The 21,912-nt window shown below is 71.4% G+C and carries 16 protein-coding genes; 15 read left to right on the forward strand and 1 reads right to left on the reverse strand.

The window, feature by feature from the left end:
* Positions 1-204 precede the first annotated feature (204 nt).
* The 3 genes from ACFQV6_RS06380 (at position 205) to ACFQV6_RS06390 (ending at position 7,599) form a co-directional block, all read left to right on the forward strand.
* Positions 205-1,848, forward strand: coding sequence for an MFS transporter (locus ACFQV6_RS06380; protein ID WP_378026393.1), 1,644 nt, complete (start codon positions 205-207; stop codon positions 1,846-1,848).
* Positions 1,849-1,870: 22 nt separating this feature from the next.
* Positions 1,871-2,503, forward strand: a complete 633-nt coding sequence (locus ACFQV6_RS06385; protein ID WP_378026394.1) for a TetR/AcrR family transcriptional regulator — start codon at positions 1,871-1,873, stop codon at positions 2,501-2,503.
* A 98-nt stretch (positions 2,504-2,601) separates the two neighbouring features.
* Complete coding sequence (locus ACFQV6_RS06390; RefSeq protein WP_378026395.1) at positions 2,602-7,599, forward strand: DUF4011 domain-containing protein; 4,998 nt, start codon at positions 2,602-2,604, stop codon at positions 7,597-7,599.
* Positions 7,600-7,760: 161 nt separating this feature from the next.
* Here the strand turns inward: ACFQV6_RS06390 and ACFQV6_RS06395 are convergent, their stop codons facing one another.
* Positions 7,761-9,557, reverse strand: a complete 1,797-nt coding sequence (locus tag ACFQV6_RS06395; protein ID WP_378026396.1) for a polysaccharide biosynthesis protein — start codon at positions 9,555-9,557, stop codon at positions 7,761-7,763.
* A 243-nt stretch (positions 9,558-9,800) separates the two neighbouring features.
* On the opposite strand from ACFQV6_RS06395, the gene ACFQV6_RS06400 reads away from it, so the two are divergent.
* From ACFQV6_RS06400 to ACFQV6_RS06455, 12 genes are all read left to right on the forward strand, one after another.
* Positions 9,801-11,216 carry a polysaccharide biosynthesis tyrosine autokinase gene (locus ACFQV6_RS06400; RefSeq protein WP_378026397.1) on the forward strand — a complete coding sequence of 472 codons (1,416 nt, stop codon included), beginning with the start codon at positions 9,801-9,803 and terminating at the stop codon, positions 11,214-11,216.
* A complete protein-coding gene (locus ACFQV6_RS06405) occupies positions 11,213-11,953 on the forward strand; it encodes a TylF/MycF/NovP-related O-methyltransferase (RefSeq protein WP_378026398.1) in 741 nt (246 codons plus the stop codon). The genes ACFQV6_RS06400 and ACFQV6_RS06405 overlap by 4 nt, the downstream gene beginning before the upstream one ends.
* Position 11,954: 1 nt before the next feature.
* Entirely contained in the window at positions 11,955-12,830 is an 876-nt protein-coding gene (locus tag ACFQV6_RS06410; protein WP_378026399.1) for a transketolase, read from the forward strand.
* Positions 12,827-13,807 carry a transketolase family protein gene (locus ACFQV6_RS06415; protein WP_378026400.1) on the forward strand — a complete coding sequence of 327 codons (981 nt, stop codon included), beginning with the start codon at positions 12,827-12,829 and terminating at the stop codon, positions 13,805-13,807. Before ACFQV6_RS06410 ends, ACFQV6_RS06415 begins: the two co-directional genes overlap by 4 nt.
* Positions 13,782-14,894 (forward strand): DegT/DnrJ/EryC1/StrS family aminotransferase, encoded by a 1,113-nt coding sequence (locus tag ACFQV6_RS06420; RefSeq protein ID WP_378026401.1) that lies wholly within the window; start codon positions 13,782-13,784, stop codon positions 14,892-14,894. Before ACFQV6_RS06415 ends, ACFQV6_RS06420 begins: the two co-directional genes overlap by 26 nt.
* 10 nt (positions 14,895-14,904) lie before the next feature.
* The gene (locus ACFQV6_RS06425) at positions 14,905-16,062 is read left to right on the forward strand and encodes a glycosyltransferase family 2 protein (protein WP_378026402.1); all 1,158 of its coding nucleotides are present in this window, start codon (positions 14,905-14,907) and stop codon (positions 16,060-16,062) included.
* A complete protein-coding gene (locus tag ACFQV6_RS06430) occupies positions 16,059-17,120 on the forward strand; it encodes a DegT/DnrJ/EryC1/StrS family aminotransferase (protein WP_378026403.1) in 1,062 nt (353 codons plus the stop codon). Before ACFQV6_RS06425 ends, ACFQV6_RS06430 begins: the two co-directional genes overlap by 4 nt.
* Before the next feature lie 58 nt (positions 17,121-17,178).
* Positions 17,179-17,793, forward strand: coding sequence for a GNAT family N-acetyltransferase (locus tag ACFQV6_RS06435; RefSeq protein WP_378026404.1), 615 nt, complete (start codon positions 17,179-17,181; stop codon positions 17,791-17,793).
* Complete coding sequence (locus ACFQV6_RS06440) at positions 17,790-18,476, forward strand: sugar transferase (RefSeq protein WP_378026405.1); 687 nt, start codon at positions 17,790-17,792, stop codon at positions 18,474-18,476. Before ACFQV6_RS06435 ends, ACFQV6_RS06440 begins: the two co-directional genes overlap by 4 nt.
* Before the next feature lie 9 nt (positions 18,477-18,485).
* The gene (locus ACFQV6_RS06445) at positions 18,486-19,781 is read left to right on the forward strand and encodes a lipopolysaccharide biosynthesis protein (RefSeq protein ID WP_378026406.1); all 1,296 of its coding nucleotides are present in this window, start codon (positions 18,486-18,488) and stop codon (positions 19,779-19,781) included.
* Positions 19,778-21,019, forward strand: a complete 1,242-nt coding sequence (locus tag ACFQV6_RS06450) for an O-antigen ligase family protein (RefSeq protein WP_378026407.1) — start codon at positions 19,778-19,780, stop codon at positions 21,017-21,019. The genes ACFQV6_RS06445 and ACFQV6_RS06450 overlap by 4 nt, the downstream gene beginning before the upstream one ends.
* Positions 21,020-21,096: 77 nt before the next feature.
* Positions 21,097-21,891: a formylglycine-generating enzyme family protein gene (locus ACFQV6_RS06455; protein ID WP_378026408.1), complete on the forward strand. Its 795-nt coding sequence runs from the start codon at positions 21,097-21,099 to the stop codon at positions 21,889-21,891.
* Positions 21,892-21,912 lie beyond the last annotated feature (21 nt).

The following is a 21,912-nucleotide window of genomic DNA, read 5'->3' on the forward strand; positions in this document are numbered from 1 at the left end:
GACCGTTTCGTTTCACCACGGGCAGGCTTAGGGTTCTCGACGAATACGGAACCGTTCCGTTTCGAAATCGGGGGCAAGGACATGGCCACATCTCAAACCGAGCCGTCTCAGACGGAGCCGTCTCAGACGGAGCCGCCTCAGACCGAGCCGCCTCAGACCGAGCCGTCTCAGAGCGGGCATCCGCGGCGCTGGGCGATTCTCGGCGTGCTGGTCGTCAGCCTGCTCGTCGTGGTGCTCGACAACACCGTGCTCAACGTCGCGATGAGCACGATCGCCGACCCGGAGCACGGCCTCGGCGCCACTCAGAGCGAACTCGAGTGGGCGATCAACTCGTACACCCTGGTCTTCGCCGGGCTGCTCTTCACCGCCGGCATCCTGGCCGACCGGCTCGGCCGCCGGATCACCCTCACCGCCGGCCTCGTGATCTTCGGGATCGCGTCGCTGATCTCGGCGTACGCGGACACCGCCAACCAGCTGATCGCGGCTCGCGCCGTGATGGGTCTCGGCGCCGCCGCCGTCATGCCGGCCACCCTGTCGATCATCGCGAACGTGTTCGACCCGCGCGAGCGCGCACGGGCGATCGGCGTCTGGGCGGGTGCCGTCGGCCTCGCCGTCGCGGTGGGCCCGGTGATCGGCGGCCTGCTGCTGGAGAACTTCTGGTGGGGCTCGGTCTTCCTGATCAACGTGCCGATCGTCATCGTAGGCGTCACGCTGGTCGCCGTACTGGTCCCGGAGTCCCGTGACCCGAAGCCGAACCGCGTCGACGTGCTCGGCGTCGTCCTGTCGATCATCGGCCTGACGCTGCTCACCTACGGCGTGATCAAGGGCGGCGAGGACGGCTTCGGCGAGCTCGCGGCGTGGGGAACGATCACCGCGGGTGTGCTGGTCCTGGCCGGTTTCGTGATCTACCAGAGCCGGATCCCGTTCCCGTCGCTCGACGTGCGCCTCTTCAAGATCCGCCAGTTCTCGGCCTCGGTCGGCATCGTCGGCCTGGTCTTCTTCGCGGCGATGGGCTCGATGTTCTTCGGCGCGTTCTACCTCCAGCTGGTCCGCGGCTACGGCCCGCTGACCTCGGGCGCGCTGTTCGTACCGTTCGCTGTCGGCCAGATGGTGTTCGCGCCGCTCAGCGCCGGCATGGTCAAGCGGTTCGGCCCGAAGGCGGTCAGCACCGCCGGCCTGCTGCTGGTCGCGGCCGGCCTCTCCACCTGGCTGCTGATCGGCGCCGAGACCCCGATCTGGGTGGTCGGTGCGGCGTTCTTCGTGATGGGCGTCGGCATGGCCAACGTGATGCCGCCCGCCACCGAGGCGATCATGGCAGCGCTGCCGCGGGAGAAGGCGGGCGTCGGCTCGGCGGTCAGCAACACGATCCGCCAGCTGGGCGGGGCACTCGGTGTCGCCGTACTCGGGGCGGTGGTGTCCTCGGCGTACCGCGGTCACCTCGGCACCGCGACCGACGCCCTCCCGGCAGCCGCCCAGGAGGCCGCCCGCGAATCGGTGGCCGGCGCCTACGCGGTGGCCGCACAGGCCGGCCCGGCCGGCGCCGATTTGATCAGTGCCGATTTGATCAGTGCCGATTTGATCAGTGAGGCCAACAGCGCCTTCATCACCGCGATGCACTACGCCGCCGTCGGCACCACGGTGTTCGCACTTCTCGGCGCGCTCGTCGCAGCGATCTGGCTGCCCGGCAAGCAGGCCGCCAAGCCGGAGATCGCCAAGCCGGAGATCGCCAAGCCGGATGACACCAAGCCGGAGGACACCAAGCCGGAGGACGAAAAGCTGGAGGACGGGAAGCCGGGGGGCGCGAAGCCCGAGCAGGAGCCGAACGGCCTCGCGTTGGCCGACGCGTAACCCGTCGGTAACAATGACTGCCATGACCACGGCCAACGCCGCTGCCGAGGAATCCGCAGCAACCGGACCCGGTCAGGAGCGCAAAGCTCCTGGCCGGCCCCGCAACGCCCAGGCCGACGAGGCCATCCTCGAGGCGGTGCTGGCCCTGCTCAGCGACGGCCAGAGCGCGGCCGCCATCTCCGTCGAGGCGGTGGCGGCCAAGGCCGGCGTCGGCAAGGCGACGATCTACCGGCGGTGGCCCAACAAGGAAGCCCTGCTTGTCGACGCGGTGGGCGCGATGAAGGGCCCGTTGCCCGAGCTTGCGGGCCATTCCGTACGGGAGGACCTGATCACGCTGATCGCAGCCGGCCGCAGCCCGCTCGGCCAGCGCTACGGCAAGGTCACCGCCTGCCTGCTCCCGGAGCTGATCCGCGACGACGAGCTGGCCCGGATGTACCGGGCGGTGATCGAGCCCCGCCGCGAGGTGATGCGCCAGGTCCTGCGCCGCGGCATCGAGTCGGGTGAGCTCCGCCCGGACCTGGACGTCGAACTGTCCCTGCTGATGCTCAACGGCCCGTCGATGGTGCGGTCGATGATGCCGTGGAGCCCACCCGTCCCGGTTGAGGGCTTCGCGGAAAAACTGGTCGACGCCGTCCTGCGAGGCATGGCTGTCTGACACAGGCGCGCCCTGAAACGAGCCCGCTCGCCGTGATCGCCCATCGCACGCATTCCCATTCGCCAGCGAAAAGATAGCCGCTTTGGTGCAATCGGGACATGAGAGACCGTTCAGCCGGCAAACGCACCCAGAACGCGCTTGTTCCCGCCCGGACCGAGGTACGAGCGGCACTGCACGCCTGGCGGGACAGCCTCGTCGACCTCGGCGACACGAACCGGCTGATCAGCTTCCCGACCGACCACCCCGACCTGGTGGAGATCGTCGGCCCGGAGCCGGAGGCCGTCGTCGACGCCCTGCACCAGGGCTGGGAGTGCGCCCTGGTCGGCACCGGTGCCGACCCGGAACGGCACGCCACCGCCGACCAGGTGCTGCGTACCGAGCTGCCCGACCAGGCGCTGGACGCCGTGCTGCGCCGGATGCTGAAGAAGGCCCGCCAGGAGTACCTGGACCGCGGTGTGTCCGTGCTGCACCTGGTGCTCGGCCTGCTGCGCTGGCGGGACGAGAACGACGAGGCGTACGCCAGCCCCGTACTCCTCCTCCCCGTCGAGCTGGTCACCGCCGGCCCCGGCGACCCGCCGCGACTGCGGGTCCGCGACGACGAGATGGTCCTCAACCCGGCGCTCTCCATCCGGCTGCGCCGCCTCGGCCTGGAGCCGCCGGCGACCGGTCCCGACGTGGACGTCACCACGGTCTGGGCCGGGCTGCAGAGCGCTGTCGCCCGCCGCCGGGGCTGGCACGTCGAGCGCACGGTGTTCCTCTCCTACCTGACCTTCCACAAGGAGGCGATCTACCGGGACCTGCTGGTCAACGAGGACCGCATCCTCGGTCACCCGGTGATCCAGGCGCTCGCCACCACCGGCACCGGCCGGCAGACCGACGCGTTCCGGTTCAACCCGATCCCGGCCGACGAGATCGACCGGGTGGCCGCGCCGGAGCACGTTCCGCTGGTGCTCGACGCCGACGCCTCGCAGCGGGCCTGCATCGCCGCCGCGGTGGCCGGCCACAGCTTCGTGATGGACGGCCCGCCCGGCACCGGCAAGTCGCAGACCATCGCCAACATGATCGGCTGCCTGTTGCACGCCGGGAAACGCGTGCTGTTCGTCTCGGAGAAGGCCGCGGCCCTGGACGTCGTGCACCACCGGCTGGTGGAGGCGGGTCTCGACCGCTACGTGCTGGAGCTGCACGGGCACAAGGCGGGCCGCAAGGAGGTGGCGACCGCGCTGGCCGCGGCCCTGGACGACGGTCCGGCACCACGTGGCGGCCCGGGCGGCGGTCTCACCGGCACAGACCGCAGGGGTACGCGTGAGCGGCGCGAGCAACTGAGCGTGTACGCCGACGCGATGAACGAGGTCCGCCAGCCGCTCGGCCGCACCCTGCACGACGTGCTCGGCCTCTGCGCCCAGCTGGCCGAGGCCCCGGCCGCTCCGGTGCCGGTCATCTCCCCGGCCACCGTGACCACGGAGTCGGTCCGCCGGGTCCGGGAGGCCGCCGACCGCCTCTCCGCGGCCTGGCGCACAGCCGTGAGCAGCGACGACTCAAAACTGGGCGACACAAAACCGGGCGACACAAAACCCGGTGATCCAAAACTCGGTGATCCAAAACCCGGTGATCCAAAACCCGGCGATGACCTCCCGTGGCGGGACGTGATGAAGCGCGAGCCGCTCGACCCGGTCCTGTCCCGGGCCGAGCGCGCCCTGGCCGGCCTGACCCGGGCGGTACGCGACGGCAAGGCGCCGGCCGCGTTCAACCTGGGCAGCCCCGACGACGCGGGCACCCTGGCCAGGCTCTCCGCGCACGCCGGCCGCCGCCCCGAGCAGGTCCGCGACGACTGGCTGACCGCCGCCACCCTGGAGCCGGTCCGCCAGGCCGTACGGACGCTGGGCCGGGAACTCACCACGATCAGGGCCACCCGTGAATCCGCCACCCGTCGGGCCGGCGCCTCGTGGTCGGCCCTTCCGGTCCCGGCCGAGCTTCCCTCCGTACCCGATCTCAGTGGCCTGTTGCCGGAACCGGTTGATCTCGCACCGCTGACCGCCGCCGAGGCGGACCGGCAGGCGAAAGCCTGCACCGAGGCGGCCGACGAGCTGGAGCGGCACCGGGTCGCGATCGACAAGGTCACCGCCAAGCTGGGCCTGCCGAAGGCGGTGACGGTCGCCGACATCGGACGGGTGGCCGACATCGCCGAGCTGGGCACGAGGAAGCACAAGCCGGAGCCGTTCTGGTTCTCGCCGGGCGCCGCCGCGACCGTCGCCACCGGCTCGCAGGCCCTGCGCCGGGCGCTGGAGAACCTGGTCGCCGCCGAGGTGCGCGCCCGCCCGTTCTTCGCCGAGGCGATCCTGACCCAGCCGGTCGAGGAGCTCGCGGACCGGTTCGCCCGAGTGCACCGGGGCCTGCGCAAGATGCTCGGTGCCTACCGGCGCGACCGGCGGATCGTCGCGGCGTTCGTGCTGCCCACGGCCGCGGTGCGTGACGCGCTGCCGCGCCTGGAGACCGCGGTGGCCTGGCAGCGTGCGCGGCAGGATCTCACAGCGGCGGAGCAGACGTACGGCCCGGCGCTCGGCCGCTACTGGAAGGGTCCGGGTACGGACTTCACCGCCATCGACGAGGCACTGCAGGTCGTCGAGCAGGGGCTGCGCTCGGCTCCTCCGGCGGCGGTGCAGGCCGTCGCCGCGTACGTCTGCGCCAAGTCCCCGGACGCCGAACCGGTCCGCCTGGCCACCGCCGCGCGCGACGCCGTGCTCGCCGGCAAGCCGGGCCCGTTCGCCGCGGACCGCCCGGAGCTGGTCGCCGGCTCGATCGACGCCGCTGTCACCTGGCTCCGGTCGCACGCCACGGCCCTGGCAGCGGTCGCCGCCGTGGTGCACGCCTACGACGTGGCGACCGGGCGGTCCCTCGATTTCGCCGAGGTGAGCCTGCTGGGCCGGCTCCGGCAGGAGGTCGCCGACGCGGAGGCGGCGCTGTCCACGAGCGCCGGCGAGTTCACCAAGGTGTTCGGTGATGCCTACAAGGGTGGAGAGACCGACGAGGACGCCCTGACCGCCGCTGTGGATTGGGCGGCCACCGCCCGGACGCTGCTCTCCGGTTCGGACGCGGCCCTCACCAAGCAGCAGGCGGCGGCGTTGCGCGAGCTGCGGCCGGTCTCCGGGTTGTCCAAGCTGGCCGAGCAGTGGGCCGCGGCCCGGCAGGCCGTCCTCGAGGCGTTCGCCCCGGCCCGCCGCGCCGACCTCGGCAAGCTGCTCGGCGACCCGGAGAAGGCCCGCGTCTTCCTGCAGCGGATCCGCTCCGACGCCGGCGGCCAGGAGGAGTGGTTCGCCGCGCAGGACGCCCGCGCCGTGCTCAGCGGGTACGGCCTGGACGGCGTCGTGGAGTTCTGCGCCGACCGCAGGCTCACCGCCGAGCAGGTCCGTCCCGCCGTGGAGCGGGCCCTGTTCCGGGCGTGGGCCGACGCGGTGATCCAGTCCGACCAGCGGCTGCGTCCGTGGCGGGCCGCCGACCGGGACCGGCTCGTCGCGGAGTTCCGCAGCCTGGACAGCAAGCTCACCGCCACGGCGGTCGGTGACATCGCCGAGGCGGTGGCGTCGCGCCGCGCGGCCCTGGACAAGACCGCCGACGACAGAGCCGCCGACAGCGGCATGGGGGCTTCCGCTGATCTGGTGCGCCGGGAGGCGATGAAGGCCAGCCGCCACCTGCCGGTCCGTGACCTGATCGGCCGGGCCCGTGACCTGGTTCTCGGACTGCGGCCGTGCTTCCTGATGTCGCCGCTGACGGTGAGCCAGTCGCTGCCTCCGGACATCCGGTTCGACGTGGTGATCTTCGACGAGGCGTCCCAGGTCACCCCGGCCGACGCCATCAACTGCATCTACCGGGGCACCGCGCTGATCACCGCCGGTGACGACCGCCAGCTGCCGCCCACCTCGTTCTTCGACCGTGCGCTCGGCGGCACCGAGGGTGGTGCCGGCGACGAGCCCGAGCACGAGCTGCCGGTGCTCGACTTCGAGTCGGTGCTGGAGCTGGCCAAGGGCTGCGGCGCGTTCGCCAGCCTCGGCCTGAACTGGCACTACCGCAGCCGGCACGAGGCGCTCATCGCCTTCTCCAACCACGCGTTCTACCAGGGACGGCTCAGCGTCTTCCCGAGCGCGAACGCGGGCGGGCCGGACACCGGTGTCGCGCTGATCCCGGCGGGTGGTGTCTACCGGCGCAGCAGCACCCGGGACAACCCGGTCGAGGCGGACCGGGTGGCCGAGCGGATCGTGCACCACTTCACCACCCGTCCCGGCCTGTCGCTGGGCGTGGTGACGTTCTCGGTGGTGCAGGCCGAGGCGATCGAGCGGGCCGTCGAACGGGTCGCGGCCGGCCGCCCCGAGCTGGAGCGGATCCTCGACGACGACCGGCTGCACGGCTTCTTCGTGAAGAGCCTGGAGGCCGTGCAGGGCGACGAGCGCGACGTGATGATCTTCTCGATCGGGTACGGCTTCGACGAGTCCGGCAAGATCAGTGCCAACTTCGGCGCCCTGAACCGGCCCAACGGCTGGCGGCGGCTCAACGTCGCGATCACCCGGGCCCGCTACCGCGTCGAGATCGTCACCTCGATCACCGCCCGCGACGTGCCGGAGACCGACAACGAGGGCGTACGCCTGCTCGCCTCCTACCTCGACTACGCGGAGCGGGGCCCGGCCGCCCTGGAGACCTCGGTCCCCGAGCGTGCCGCCGGCGTTCCCGAGGGCCCGTTCCAGGAGTCGGTGCTGGCCACCGTACGGTCCTGGGGCTACCCGGCCTACCCAGCCCTGGGCTGGGCCAGCGGCCGCGTCGACCTCGGCGTGCGGCTGCCGGACCAGGCCGAAGCGGGGTACGCGCTCGGCATCCGCTGCGACGGCGCCGCCTACGGTGAGTGCGCGGCGGCCCGTGACCGCGACCGCCTGAGCGAACAGGTGCTGCTCGGCCTCGGCTGGAACCTCCACCGCATCTGGGCGATCGCCTGGTACCGCGACCGCGAGGGCGAGGAGGCCCGCCTGCGCGCGGCCCTCGAACGCGCCGCCGGCCACCGCAAGCCCCTCCCCGACCGGCACACCCCCGCCACCCCCCTCCCCGCGGTGTAAGCCCCGGCTGGCTCCCAGGGGTGCCTCACGGCCGTTTTGACACCGCTCAGAGCCAGCCGGGGACTTGACCTTGACGGGCGGGCCGGCGGGGTCAGGAAGGCGGCGGGGTCAGGGAAGGCGGCGGGGTCAGGAAGGCGGCGGGCGTCAGGAGGCGGCGGGCGTCAGGAGGCGGCGCGGTGCCAGAGGTCGGCGGGGGAGGCGGCGCAGAGGTCGGCGAGCTGGGCGGCCACGGTGGCGGGATCGGCGTCCGGGCGGAGGCGCCGGATCCGGTCGGCGTCCAGGGGCGGCACCTCGACGTGCGAGATCAGCGGGTGGAACGGGCGCCGGTCCACCTCGCCGGCGCCGAACAGCGTCTCGGCCAGCTTCTCCCCCGGCCGCAGCCCCGTATAGCGGATGGTGACCGGCGTCGGCGCCAGCTGGGACATCTGCCGGGCCACCTCGGCGATCCGCACCGGCTCACCCATCTCCAGCACCAGCGCCTCACCGTCACGGCCGATCGCCGCCGCCTGGATGACCAGGTGCACGGCCTCCTGGGTGGTCATGAAGTAGCGGGTGACGTCGGGATGGGTCACGGTGACCGGGCCGCCGTCGGCGATCTGGGCGCTGAACGTGGTGAACACCGAGCCGCGGCTGCCGAGCACGTTGCCGAAGCGGACGCTCAGGAACGTGCCGGGACGGTTGCCGGCGGTCCAGGCGGTGAGCCGTTCGGTGACGCGTTTGGCGTACCCGAGCACGCTCGTCGGGTCGGCGGCCTTGTCGGTGGAGATGTTGACGAACCGTTCCACGTGCTCGGCGGCGTCCAGGACGTTGAGGGTGCCGAGCACGTTGGTCTTGAACGCCTCGCCGGGATGCCGCTCGAGGAGGGCCAGGTGCTTGAGGGCGGCGGCGTGGAACACCACCTGCGGCCGGCGGGTCCGGAAGATCGTCCGGATCTGCTCGGCGTCGCGCAGGTCGGCCAGGATCACCGCCGGATCGTCGAGCCGGCCCCGGGCGTCGAGGGAGAGCTGGACGGCCTGCAGCGCGGTCTCGTCGCGGTCCAGCATCATCAGCTCGGCCGGGTGGAAGTGGTGGATCTGGCGGCACAGCTCCGAGCCGATCGAGCCGCCGGCACCGGTGACCAGCACCCGCTTGCCGGTGAGGTACCCGGCGATGGCGTGCAGGTCGGTGTCGATCTGGTGCCGGCCGAGCAGGTCGGTGACCTGCACGTCGCGGATGTCGTCGACGGCCACCGGGTGGTCCATCAGCTCGCTGACCGAGGGCACCACCTTGAAGGTGGCGCCGGCACCGACGGCCCGGTCGCGGATGTCGCGGACCAGTTCGGCCTCCGCGTTGGCGACCGCGAAGACCAGCACCGACGCACCGGTCCGGTCGAGCACGGCGGGGATGTCCAGGCGCGATCCGAGCACGGGTACGCCCAGCACGTGCAGCCGTCTCTTGTGCGGATCGTCGTCGATCATCCCGACCGGCAGGTACCGCCCGCCCCGGTCGTGCAGCATCGACCGCAGCAGCAGGATGCCCGCCTCGCCCGCACCGAAGAGCAGCACCGGGGTCGCGGTACGGACGTCCGGCCGCTGGCGCCGGGACCGGTAGGTGCGGAGCACGTAGCGGAAGCCCAGCATGAGCAGCAGCGCGACGGCACCGCCGACGACCGGTGCGCTGGCCGGAACCGGGTGCCGCGACAGCAGCACGTCGACGACGAGCAGCCCGGCCCCGGTGGCCACGGTGGTGGCGGCGACCGCCCGGACCTCGTCGAAGCTCGCGTACCGGTAGCGACCGCGGTAGAGGTGCCGGGTGTGGCCGATCGCGGCCTGCAGGACGACGGCGAGCAGCGCGGCGGCGACCGTACCGGCGATCCGGTCACGGTTCAGCGCACCGTATCGGGTGAGAACCGCGATCAGCAGCCCGGCGGCCCAGGCGGCAGCGTCCACCACCAGCGGCAGGATCCGGCGATGGCGCATCACGCGAGCGCGTACGGCGTACCAAAATTCGGGGTACCAAAGCTCGCCGTACCAGAACTCGGGCCTTCTGAGAAACACAGGCCGCCCCTCCACGCCCAAGCCGGTGGGGCGTCAGTTTATCAATGCTTTTCAGGATAAATAGGATTTTCTCGAATGCGGCACTCGGTGGTGGAGACCGCCATATCGTGGCAGTGGCCACCGAACGGGGGATCTGAACGGGGAGGCCTGACCGGGGAGGTCTGCATGGGCCTACGCGACTATCTCCGGGTCGCCAAGAGACATTGGTGGCTGGTGGCCGTCTCGCTCTTCCTCGCTCTCGGCGTGGCTCAGGTGGTGAACATGCGGACCACACCGATGTACGCGGCCAACGTGACGTTCTTCTTCAGCGCCCCGTCCACGGAGACCGCCGATCTCTACCCGGGGACCATGTTCTCCACGAGCCGGATGGCCACCTACGCCGAACTGCTCGACAGCGACCAGATCGTGGCCCCGCTCATCACGTCCGGCCGGGTCGACCTGGACGCCACCGAGCTGCGGGAGCGGATCAGCGCCGAGGCCATCGCCGACACCGTGATGCTCCAGGTGACGGTGGAGGACGAGTCCAGGACGGGTGCGATGACGCTGGTCACTGACGTCGCCGGCCAGTTCGAGACCGTGGTGGAGAACCTCGAGACGAGCGCCGACAACGACGGCCCGGTCGTACGCGTGGAGATCGTCAACGGCCCGCACCTGGAGGAGGACCCGGTCGCCCCGCGCCCGCTGGACACCTTCGCGCTCGCGCTGATGGCCGGCATGATCGTCGGCGCCGGCTCGGCGGTGCTCCGCGAGGTCTCCGACGCCACCGTTCGCGACGCCGACTCGCTGCAGGCGCTGGCCTGCGCACCGGTGCTGGCCCGGGTGCCCGCCGACCGCCGGGCCCCGTCGGTCGGCCCGTTCGTGTCGGAGAGCCGGTCACCGCGTACCGAGGCGCTGCGCCAGGTGCGCACCCTGATCCAGTCCGCCGCCGCCGGGACGTCGCTGAAGACCCTCGCGGTGACGAGCGCGGTACCCGGTGAGGGCCGCTCAGCGACGGCGTGCAGCCTGGCGCTGCTCTTCGCCGAGACCGGGCAGCGGGTGCTCGTTGTCGACGCCGAGCTGCGCCGCCCGCGGCTGGCCAAGTTCCTCGGCCGCGACGACGCGGCCGGGCTGAGCACCGTCCTGAACGGCTCCGCCACCGTCGACGAGGTGATCCAGCCGTGGGGTGTCGGCCTGTGGCTGCTGGCCGGCGGGCATCCGCCGCCGAACCCCAGTGAGCTGCTCAGCTCACCGCGGATGACCGAGGTGGTGGACGAGGTACGCCGCCGCTTCGACGTGGTGATCTTCGACTGCCCGCCGCTGCTGCCGGTGACCGACGGCGAGGTGGTCGCGGCCCGCGCCGACGGCGTCCTGCTCGTGGTCCGCTTCAGCCGGACGACCGGGATGCAGGTCACCGCCGCGGTCCGCTCGCTGAACGGGGTGAAGGCGACGCTGCTCGGCTGCGTGCTGAACATGGTCCCGGGCAAGGGCCCGGAGGCGTTCCCGCATTTCGACGACTATGTCTCCCCGCGAACCCCGGCCCAGCGCCGCCCGGGATTCAAGCCCAAGTGGTGGTCACGGGACCTGATCGGAGCGATGCCATGACTACCCCCGGCGGTCTGCAGAACGAGACCGAACGGCAGGTGCCCGGCGCGATCGCCGAGGTCTTCCAGAACAGTACGGACGACCTGCCCACGCGCCTGGCGAACATGGCGCGCTATGCCCGCCGCTCCCAGGTGACCCGGTTCGCGGCCCTCTACGAGCTGTTCAAGTTGTGCCTGCCGGTGAAGGGCTCGATCGTCGAGTGCGGTGTCTTCCGTGGTGCCAGCTTCATGACGTTCGCGCAGCTCAGCGCCGCTCTGGAGCCGACCAACCTGACCCGCCGGATCTACGGGTTCGACTCGTTCGGCGGCTTCCCGTCGGTGTCGTCGCAGGACCGCCCGGAGACCACCGAGGTGCGTGCCGGCGACCTCGCCTCGGACAGTTACGCCGAGCTGTCCCGGCTGCTGGAGATCTACGACACCGACCGATTCCTCGGCCACCTGCCGAAGGCGCGGCTGATCCGCGGCGACGTCACCGAGACCATCCCGCAGTTCGTGGCGGACAACCCGCACCTGGTGATCAGCCTGCTCTTCCTCGACCTGGACCTGTACGAGCCGACGATCGTGGCGCTGCGCAACCTGCTGCCACGGCTGCCGCGCGGCGCCGTTCTGGCCTTCGACGAACTCGACAACCCGCTGTGGCCCGGTGAGACGGCCGCGGTGCTCGACGAGGTCGGCCTGAACCGGCTGGAGCTGCGGCGGTTCGAGTTCGACCCGTACATCGGCTATGCGGTGATCTGAAATGGAGCTCGATTCAAACAACACCGACTCGAACAACACCGACTCGAACAACACCGACTCGGGTAACACCGACTCGGGATCCACCGCGCGTGCTGTCCGCGCGCACGTCCTGCGGATGACCAGCAGCGGCCGCAGCTCGCACGTCGGCTCCGCGCTCTCCTGCGCGGACCTGCTCGCCGTCCTCTACACCGGCGTGCTCGACGTCGATCCAGCCCATCCGCAGTGGCCTGACCGGGACCGGTTCGTGATGAGCAAGGGTCACGCCGGCGCCGCCCTGTACGCCGTCCTCGCCGAGCGCGGCTTCTTCGACCAGGCCGTCCTGCACCGGCACTACCAGAACGGCTCCTATCTGTCCGGGCACGTCAGCCACGTCGGCATCCCCGGCGTCGAGTTCTCCACCGGCTCGCTCGGGCACGGCCTGCCGGTCGGTGCCGGGCTGGCCTGGCGGGCCCGGCAGACGGGCCGCTCGTGGCGCACCTACGTGCTGCTCGGCGACGGCGAGTGCGACGAGGGCAGCGTTTGGGAGGCGGCGATGTTCGCCGGCCACCACGAGCTGTCGAACCTGATCGCGATCGTCGACCACAACAACATGCAGTCGCTCGGCACGTGCGAGGAGACGCTGCGGCTGGAGCCGTTCGCGGACAAGTGGCGCGCGTTCGGCTGGGACGTCGCCGAGGTGGACGGCCACGATCACGCCGCGCTGACGGGGGCGCTGCGCGTCCCACGGGGCGCTGCACCGAGCCGGCCCCGCTGCGTGCTCGCCCGGACGACCAAGGGCAAGGGCGTCTCGTTCATGGAGGACCGGGTGCTCTGGCACTACCGCCCGCCGTCGCCCGAGGAACTGGACCGGGCCCTGGCGGAAGTGGGGCCGACGTGAGGAACCGCTTCTTCGCCGGCCTGCTGACCGCCGCGCTCGTCGACCCGGATCTCGTGCTGATCACCGCTGACCTGGGTTTCGGGGCGGTGGACGAGTTCGTGGCCGCGCGGCCGGGGCAGTTCCTCAACGCCGGGGTGGCGGAGCAGAACATGGCCGGGCTGGCGGCCGGGATCGCGCTCGGCGGCGGCCGGGTCTTCACCTACTCGATCGCCAACTTCCCGACGCTGCGCTGCCTGGAACAGATCCGTAACGACATCTGCTACCACCAGGCCGACGTGACGGTGGTGGCGGTGGGCGGCGGGCTGGCCTACGGCGCGCTCGGCATGTCGCACCACGCCACCGAGGACCTGGCCATCATGCGGGCACTGCCGGGGATGGCGGTCGCGGCGCCCGGCGACCCGGCCGAGGTCGACGCGGTGCTGGACGACCTGCTGACCTCCGGCGGCCCCGCCTATCTGCGGCTGGGCAAGACCGGCGAGCCGAGCGTGCACCCCGGCCCGGTGTCCGCCCCGCGCGGCACGTCTCTTCTTCTGAACAGCGCCGGTCTTCCCCTGAACAGCGCCGGCTCGGGCGGCGGCGAGATCCTGCTGTGCAGCACGGGCGCGATCCTCGACGTGACCTGCCGCGCCGCCGACCTGCTGACCAGCGGCGGAATCCGCGCGGACGTCCGGTCGTTCCCCTGGCTCGACCCGTTCGACACCGCCGCGATCCGGGAGGCGGCGGCACAGTACGCGGCCATCGTCACGGTCGAGGAGCACTCGATCGTCGGCGGGCTGGGCAGCGCGGTGGCGGAGGTGCTCGCCGAGACGGCGGCCGGCGTCCCGCTGATCCGCGTGGCGCTGCCGAACCAGTCGTCCTCCGTCGTCGGGGACCAGGATTTTCTGCGCGGCGCGTACGGCCTCGACCCCGAGTCGATCAGCCGGCGCGTCCGTGACCATTGGGAGGCCCACCGTGGACTGGCGAGTCAGGTTCGTTGACTACCCCGAGCAGTGGCGGCGGCAGCGGGAGGAGCTGCTGCCGATCATCGAGGGCACCATCGCCCGCGGTGATCTCATGCTGCGCCAGGAGCTGCGCGACTTCGAGGCGCACCTGGCCCGGTTCAACTCCTCGGCCCGGGCCGTCGGCGTCAGCAACTGCACCGACGGGCTGAGGCTGCTCGCGCACGCCCTCGACGTGGGGCCGGGCGACGAGGTGGTGACCGTGGCGCACACGTTCATCGCCACGATCTCGCCGTTCGTGCTGCGCGGCGCCACCCCGGTCTTCGCCGACATCGGCCCGGACCATCTGATGGACACCCGGGAGCTGGCCGAGCGGGTCACCGAGCGGACGAAAGTGATCATCCCGGTGCACCTGAACGGCCGCACCGTCGACATGGCCGAGGTGACCAAGGTGGCCGACCAGGTCGGTGCGGTGGTCCTGGAGGACGCGGCGCAGGCCCTCGGTGCCACCGTGGACGGGCAGACCGCCGGCACGTTCGGACTGGCCAGCACGTACTCGTTCTACCCGGCGAAGCTGCTCGGCGCGCTCGGCGACGCGGGCGCGGTGCTGACCGACGACGACGATCTGGCCGACCGGCTGCTGCGGCTGCGCGACCACGGCCGCGTCGGCAAGGCCGAGATCGACGGCTGGGGCTACAACTGCCGCCTGGACAACCTGCAGGCCGCGATCCTGGACTGGCGTCTCGCTCAGCTGCCGCGCTGGATCGAGCGGCGGCGCGAGCTTGCTCGACGGTACGACGAACGCCTGCACGACCTTCCGGACCTGCGCATCCCGGTCGGCCCGGACTCCGACAGCCGCCGCCGCGACGTCTTCCAGAACTACCCGGTCACCACCGACGCACGGGATCGCCTGGTCGAGCACTTGACCAACGACGGGATCGAGGTGCTGATCTCGTGGCCGGTGCCGCTGCACAAACAGCGCGGCCTGGACCTGGAGCACTGGAGCCTGCCCCGCACCGAGGAGCTGTGCCGCCAGGTCCTCTCGCTGCCGATGCACCCCGAGCTCGAGGACTGGCAGATCGACCACGTCGCGGACAGCGTCCGCCGCTTCTTCGGCGCGGGATAGGGGCGCGGTCATGGAGAAGCCTTCCCACAGCGAGACGCCCGCCCTGAGCGAGACGCCCGCCCCGAGCGCGATGCCCGCCTTGAGCCCGATGCCCGCCCTGAGCGAGATGCCGTTTCTCAGCGTCGTGATCCCGTGCTGGAACGAGTCCCGGTTCGTCGCCGCGTTCCTGGACTCGGTGCTCGGCAACACCTACCCGGCGGAACGGATGGAGGTGCTGCTCGTCGACGGGATGAGCGACGACGGCACCCGCGAGGTGGCCCGCCACTACGCGATCCGCGACCCCCGCCTGCGCCTGATCGACAACCCCGGCCACAGCAAGCCGGCCGCGCTGAACCGGGGCATCCGGCAGGCCCGGGGCGACGTGATCATCCGGCTCGACGTGCACGCCGAATACCCGCCCGACTACCTGGAACGGTGCGTCCGGGCACTCGTGGACAATCCCGGCGCGGACAACGTCGGCGGCGTACGGCTCTCCCGCGCCCGCGACGACACGCTGCTCGGCCGGGCCATCGCCCTCTCCACCACGAGCGTCTTCGGCGCCGGGAACTCGAAGTACCGGGTCGGCGCCGACGGACCGCAATGGGTCGACACCGTGTTCGGGGGCTGCTATCGGCGCGACGTCTTCGACCGGATCGGGCTCTTCGACGAGCACCTCACCCGGGCCCAGGACCGCGAGTTCAACCAGCGGCTGCGCGCGGCCGGCGGGCAGATCCTGCTGCTGCCGGAGATCACCTGTACGTACTACGCGCGCAGCGACTTCCGCGAGTTCTGCTCGTGGACCGTCGAGGCGGGCTACTGGCCGTTCAAGGCGAGCCGCTCGGTCGGGCGCTGGATCGGCTCGTGGCGCAACGTCGTACCGCTCGGGTTCGTCCTGACCGTCGCGGCGGGTGCCGCGCTGTCGCCGGTGAGCCGCCCGGCACGTCGGCTGACGGGGGCAGTGCTCACCGCGTACGGAATGAGCGCACTTGCCTTCGCCGTGCGCGCGGCGAGGCAGCACCGCGACCCGGGCCTGGCGATCGCGCTGCCCGCGGTCTTCCTCACCACCCACGTCCTCTACGGGATCGGCTCTCTCAAGGCCCTGCTGGAGAAGACAGCGAAGTTGGAGAAGGCAGCGAAGTTGGAGAAGACAGCGACGTTGGAGAAGACAGCGAAGTTGGAGAAGAAGTGAACGAGGTTCTGCATTACTACCGCGGCAGGGTGGCGCTGCACGCGATCCTCAGCGGCTTGGGCGTCAAGCCGGGCGACGAGGTCGTGGTGCAGGCCTACACCTGCGCGGCCGTCATCGAACCGCTGCTGCGGCTCGGCGTGCGGCCGGTCTTCGCGGACATCGACCGGGATACGTTCGGCCTGGACCCGGATCGGGTGCGCGACGCGATCACCCCGCGCACCCGGGCGGTAATCGTGCAGCACACCTTCGGCATCCCGGTGCCGCTGGACCACATGCCGCCGAACATCCCGATCATCGAGGACTGCGCGCACATCACCGCGGGTGAGAATGACGACGAACGCAGTGTTGCCGCTTTCTACTCCTACGAATGGGGCAAACCAGTTGTCGCCGGGGTCGGAGGGACCGCGGTGGTGCACGATCCCGGGCTCGCGGCCCAGATGCGCACCCGCTACGACCGGCTGGGCCCGCCACCGCCACGCCGTGAGCTGCTGATGACCGCGGAGTACGCCGCCTACCGGATCGCGGCCGGCACCGGCGTCCTCTGGCGGCTGCGCTCCCTCTACCGCCGGCTCGCCGGGCTCGGTGTCGTCGTCGGCTCGTACGCCGCCGACCCGGCGGTGAGCCCCGAGTACGACTGGCGGATGAGCCGCACCGTGCGGTGGCGCCTGCCCGCGCGGATCGCGGCCGGGCGCGGCGAGACGGACCGCCGCCGCCGGGTCGCCCGCGCCTACCGCACCGAGCTGACCCGCCGCGGTATCCCGCACACCGCCGCCGACCTGCCGTTGCGGATTCCCGTGGTGGTCGCCGACAAGGAGCGTGCTCTGCGCGAGGCGGCCGCGGAGGGCGTCGAGCTGGGCGACTGGTTCGCCACCCCGGTGCACCCGCTCAGCGGCGCGGGCCTGGCCGCCGCCGGATACACCGAGGGCTCCTGCCCGAACGCGGAGTGGGCCGCGGCGCACGTCGTGACCATCCCGGTCCGGGCCGGCGCCGGGGTGCCCTCCATCTTCCGGCACGTCGGCTTCCTGGCCGGACGGGAAGCGACACGAGCCCATGTCTGAACCGTCACCCTCTGAACCGTCACCCTCTGAGCCGTCGCCCTCTGAACAGTTCCGCATCGTGGGGCGCCCCTTCAGCCGCGCGCAGATCGCCGCGGTCGCGCACCTGCACGCCACCGAGGTCGCCGAAGGGTTCCTGACCTCCCTCGGCGAGCCGGTGCTGCGGCTGCTCTACCGGCACCTCACCACCAGCAGGCTCGGCGTTCTCTACCTGGCCGAGCACGTACCGTCGGGGCGGCCGCTCGGCTACATCTGCGGCTCACCGGACACCTCGGCGCTGTTCCGGGAGTTCGCCCGGCGCCGGTGGGCGGCGGTGATCCCGCTGCTGCTGCCCCGGCTGCTGAACCCGATGAGGGCGTTCCGGCTCCTCGAGACGCTCGCCTACCCCGGCTCGGCGGATCCCGCCCTGCCCGCCGCCGAGATCATCAACTTCGTGGTGGTGCCGTCGCTGCGAGGGCGGGGCGTGGCCACGAAGCTCTACGAGCACCTCATGACCTGGTTCTCGGAGCGGGGCGAGACCGCGGTGAAGGTGGTGACCGGCGAGCAGCAGCAGCGGGCGCACGGCTTCTACGCCAAGACGGGTGCCGTACTGCACGGGCAGACGTCGATACACCGGGGAACGCAGTCCCGGGTCTACGTACAAGCGATTTCTTCGCTGGTGAAAGGGGAGAAATGACGGCACGGCACGAGTTCGGGAAGCGCTTGATGGACATCGCCGTGTCGGCGGTCGCGCTGACCGCCGCCAGCCCGGTGGCCGCCTTCGTGGCGTGGCGGATCAAGCGGGAGGACGGCGGGCCGGTCCTCTACCGCGGCACCCGCGTCGGCCGGTACGGGCAGCCCTTCGCGATGCTGAAGTTCCGCAGCATGGTGGTGGACGCGGCCAAACTCGGCGGCCCGTCCACCGCCGACGACGACCCGCGGCTCACCCGTACCGGGCAGTTCCTGCGCCGCTGGAAACTCGACGAGCTGCCCCAGTTGGTCAACGTGCTCGTCGGTGACATGAGCCTGGTCGGGCCGCGGCCGCAGGTCGCCTCCGACGTGCAGCGGTACTCCGCCGACGAGATGCGGCTGCTCGACGTACGGCCGGGGATCACCGACTGGGCGTCGATCGTGTTCCACGACGAGGGGACGATCCTGGCCGGGCACGAGGACGTGGACCTGGCGTACGACGAACTGATCCGGCCGGGGAAGATCGCGCTGGGCCTCGCGTACGTGGAACGCCGCAACCTGCGCACTGACCTGGAGATCCTCGGGCTGACCGCGCTCGCCCTGCTCGGCTACCGGCGCACCCCCGAGCTGCTGCAGCGCGTGGTGCCGCTCGACCTGGCGGACGTCCGCCCGGCGAACGTCCGACGGTGAGAGCGCTCCTTGCGATCGCTCCTGCGGGCCGTCCCGGCAGCCGTCCGGCGCGATTACGCCGGCACGCTGCTGGCGCAGTGGTTCGTGCTCGGCTCCGGGTTGTTCCTGTTCCACCTGGTCGCCCGCCGGGGCAGCGTCGAGGGTTTCGCGTACTACCAGATCGCCCGTGGTGTGGTGAGCAGCTTCCAGCCCCTGGTGACGGCCGGACTGGGGCAGGCTCTTCAGCGTTACCTTCCGCGTACCCAAGAAGGGTCTGCGTCTCTGGCTCGCCGGACCTTTCTGGCGCAGGCCGGAGTGACAGCGGTGTTCTCCCTGGCCGGCGTCGCACTCAGCCCTTGGCTCGCCCGGGCCCTCGGTCTCGGCGGCGGATCCGGCGCGGTCGGCGCGGTGCTGATCATGCTGTTCGGCAACAGCCTCTGCACCCTCGCCACCGCCGCGCTGCGCGGCACCCACCAGGTCGCCCGCTCCAACGCCATCTCGACCGTCGGCCTCGGCCTGGTCCCGCTGATCGCTTTCCCCCTCGCCGACCGGATCGACGACTTCCTCGTCCTCCAGGGCGCGGGCATGACGATGGTCGCGGCCTGGGGCGCGGGCACGGTCCGTCGCCGGCGCCCGGCTTCGCCGGCACCACACCGGACCTCAGAGCCAACCTTGCAGACCCTTTTCGCGTACGGGCTACGAAGGCTTCCCGGCGACATGGCCCTGCCCGCGCTCTTCACCTACCCCACCTTCGCCGTGGCCGCCGCCCTGCCCGGCGGCCCGGAGGCCGGATACGTCGGTTTCGCGACCTCGGCCGTCACCCTGATCTGCTCGTTCTTCGGCATGCTGACCCCGGTGCTGCTGCCCCGGCTCAGCCGCTTTTTTCATCGCACCGGCCCGGATCGCACCGGCCCGGATCGCACCGGCCCGGATGACGGCGCCACGATGCGCATGCTCATTCGGCTTCCGCTACTGGCCGCCGCCCTCGCCTCCGCCGCCGCCGGTGTCTTCGCCCTGATCGCACCCGCCCTGGTGAAGGGCTTCCTCGGACCGGAGTTCGCCGCCGCGGCCGGCGTGTTGCGCGTCGGCGTCCTGGCCGCGATCCCGCTCGCCGTCTTCTACGCCGCCCGGCCCACCCTCGACGCCCTGCTCGACACCCCGGTGATCAGCCGAGTGCTGCTCGCCTGCCTGGCCGTCCAGGTGCTGCTGACCCACGCCACCTCGGTCCTGCTTCCTCCCGCTCATGCCGCAGTGCTCTCCCTGTGCGCCGCCGCCACCATCCTCGGCGTCTGCTCCCAGCGCATGGTCATCCGTGCACTCCGATGACCATGCCCGCGCTCTCTCAAGAAACCGCCCGCCCCGGCATCGTGATCTACGTTTCGTTCATCACCGCGCTCGCCGGCCGCTTCACCCTGAACCGGCTCGGCCTCGAAGTGCCGGTGCTGAACGACGTCCGCGTGGTGCTCTTCCTGGCCGTCCTGATGTGCCTGATGCTCGAGGCCCACCGCATCGGCCCCCGCTCGGCGGCCGGCGGCTACTGCATCCTGCCGGTCATCGGCCTGCACGGCTACCAGGTGCTCTCCGCCACCTGGGCCCCGCCCGGCGCGGTCATCGGGCCGATGATCGGCGACCTGTGCGCCGTCGTGTTCCTGATCGTCGTCTACTACACGCTCGCCAAATGGGACCGCGACCACGTCACCCGGATCACCATCTACTGCTTCCACGCCGCCGCCTGGGTGTACTTCCTCGCCGCCTGCACCGGTCGCGGCCACGCCCCCGGCGGCCGCTGGGCAGCCCTCGGCGGCGGCCCCAACGTCTTCGTCCGCGTCATGATCCTCGGCGTCATCACGTCGCTGTACATCTACGGCCGCAGCGGGGCCAGCCTCCGCTGGCTGGTACCGATCCCCTGCTTCATGTTCGGCGCCCTCGCCTCCGGCTCCCGCGGCGGCATGGCGGCACTGGCCATCACCATCGCCATCGCGCTGCTCGCCATCCGCCCCAAACTCCGCTGGGACCAGCTCGCCAAACCCCTCGCCACGCTCGTCGTCCTGTCCATGGTCCTGGCGATCACCGCCGGCCCCGTGATCGCCGACTTCGTACAGTCCCGCTTCGTCGAAGCCACCGTCGGCCAGGGCTACACCTCCGACCGCGACGTGCTCTTCGCCTGGGCACTGCGGCTCTTCTGGCAGCGCCCCCTGCTCGGCACCGGCATCAACGGTTTCCACGCCATCGCCAACCTCGGCGAGGGCGAACGCTACGTGCACAACCTTCCGCTCTCCGTCGCCGCCGAAGGCGGCTTCGTCGGCCTGACCTTCCTGGGCCTGGCCTGGTTCACCCTCTGGCACGCGTACGCAAGAACCCCTCGCGCCCAGCGCGGCCCCGAAGCCCAGACGGCCGCCTACTGCGGCATCTTCATCGGCGCCACGTGCCTCTTCTCCGGCGACTACTTCGACGCCCGCCTGATGTGGGTGCTGCTCGTGCTGGCCGCGGTACGCCCCGCCCCACCAGCCGGCACCTCCGCCGCCGGTAGAATCGCCTACCCGTGGAGCCGAGCCTCAACCTGAGCGAGCCAGCTGTGCCCTCTCCAGCTGTGCCCTCTCCAGCTGTGCCCTTCCCTCTTCCAGCGGTAGCCCATCCCCCGATGCTCGTTGTTCCCTCGGGTGAGGTCACGCTGACCGACCGCCGCACCGAACGCCGCTGGACAGTCCCGGTCCCGTCCTTCCAGCTCGCCGCGACCCCCCTCACCCTCACGCCCGGCGGTCTTCCCGTCACCGAGGTCTCCTGGTGGGATGCCCTCCAGCTCTGCAACGCCCTCTCCGGCCGTGAGGGCCTCACCCCCGCCTACCTCTTCCTTCCCGCGGGTTCCCCAGCTCCCTCCGGCGCGCTCCCCTCTCATGACCAAGTCCCCTCTCATGACCAAGTCCCCGCGCATGGCCGGGTTTCCGCAGGTGGCCGGGTTTCCGCAGGTGGCCGGGTTTCCGCAGGTGGCCGGGTCGACAACGAAGATCGCCTCGACCCTGACGGCAGCCTGCGCCCCTCCCCCGACGAGCCGGGCGTCCTCTGGAACCGCTCCGCCGACGGCTACCGCCTCCCCACCGAGGCCGAGTGGGAACACGCCTGCCGAGCCGGCACCACCGGCCCCCGATACGGCGAACTCGACGACATCGCCTGGTACCGCCACAACTCCGGCGAGCGCCTCCACCAGCCCGGCGAGAAACAGCCCAACGCCTGGGGCTTCCACGACATGCTCGGCAACGCCTGGGACTGGTGCTGGGACGTCTACGACCCCGAGGTCTACGGCACCTACCGGGTACTCCGAGGCGGCGGCTGGTTCGACGAACACTGGAGCTGCCGAGCCTCAGTACGCCGCCGCAGCCACCCCAGCCTCCGCCTCGACGACGTCAGCCTCCGCCCGGCCCGCGCTCTGCCTGCCTGAACAACCAACCCCGCCGCGATC

Source organism: Actinoplanes sp. GCM10030250, assembly GCF_042666575.1.
In the GTDB taxonomy this organism is placed as follows: domain Bacteria; phylum Actinomycetota; class Actinomycetes; order Mycobacteriales; family Micromonosporaceae; genus Actinoplanes.

What these genes read in the sequence shown, in the direction of transcription:
- ACFQV6_RS06385 (WP_378026394.1), top strand. Translation starts at nt 1,871, where the DNA reads ATGACCACGGCCAACGCCGCTGCCGAGGAATCCGCAGCAACCGGACCC.
- ACFQV6_RS06390 (WP_378026395.1), top strand. Translation starts at nt 2,602, where the DNA reads ATGAGAGACCGTTCAGCCGGCAAACGCACCCAGAACGCGCTTGTTCCC.
- ACFQV6_RS06395 (WP_378026396.1), bottom strand. Translation starts at nt 9,557, where the DNA reads ATGCGCCATCGCCGGATCCTGCCGCTGGTGGTGGACGCTGCCGCCTGG.
- ACFQV6_RS06400 (WP_378026397.1), top strand. Translation starts at nt 9,801, where the DNA reads ATGGGCCTACGCGACTATCTCCGGGTCGCCAAGAGACATTGGTGGCTG.
- ACFQV6_RS06405 (WP_378026398.1), top strand. Translation starts at nt 11,213, where the DNA reads ATGACTACCCCCGGCGGTCTGCAGAACGAGACCGAACGGCAGGTGCCC.
- ACFQV6_RS06410 (WP_378026399.1), top strand. Translation starts at nt 11,955, where the DNA reads ATGGAGCTCGATTCAAACAACACCGACTCGAACAACACCGACTCGAAC.
- ACFQV6_RS06425 (WP_378026402.1), top strand. Translation starts at nt 14,905, where the DNA reads ATGGAGAAGCCTTCCCACAGCGAGACGCCCGCCCTGAGCGAGACGCCC.
- ACFQV6_RS06440 (WP_378026405.1), top strand. Translation starts at nt 17,790, where the DNA reads ATGACGGCACGGCACGAGTTCGGGAAGCGCTTGATGGACATCGCCGTG.
- ACFQV6_RS06450 (WP_378026407.1), top strand. Translation starts at nt 19,778, where the DNA reads ATGACCATGCCCGCGCTCTCTCAAGAAACCGCCCGCCCCGGCATCGTG.
- ACFQV6_RS06455 (WP_378026408.1), top strand. Translation starts at nt 21,097, where the DNA reads ATGCTCGTTGTTCCCTCGGGTGAGGTCACGCTGACCGACCGCCGCACC.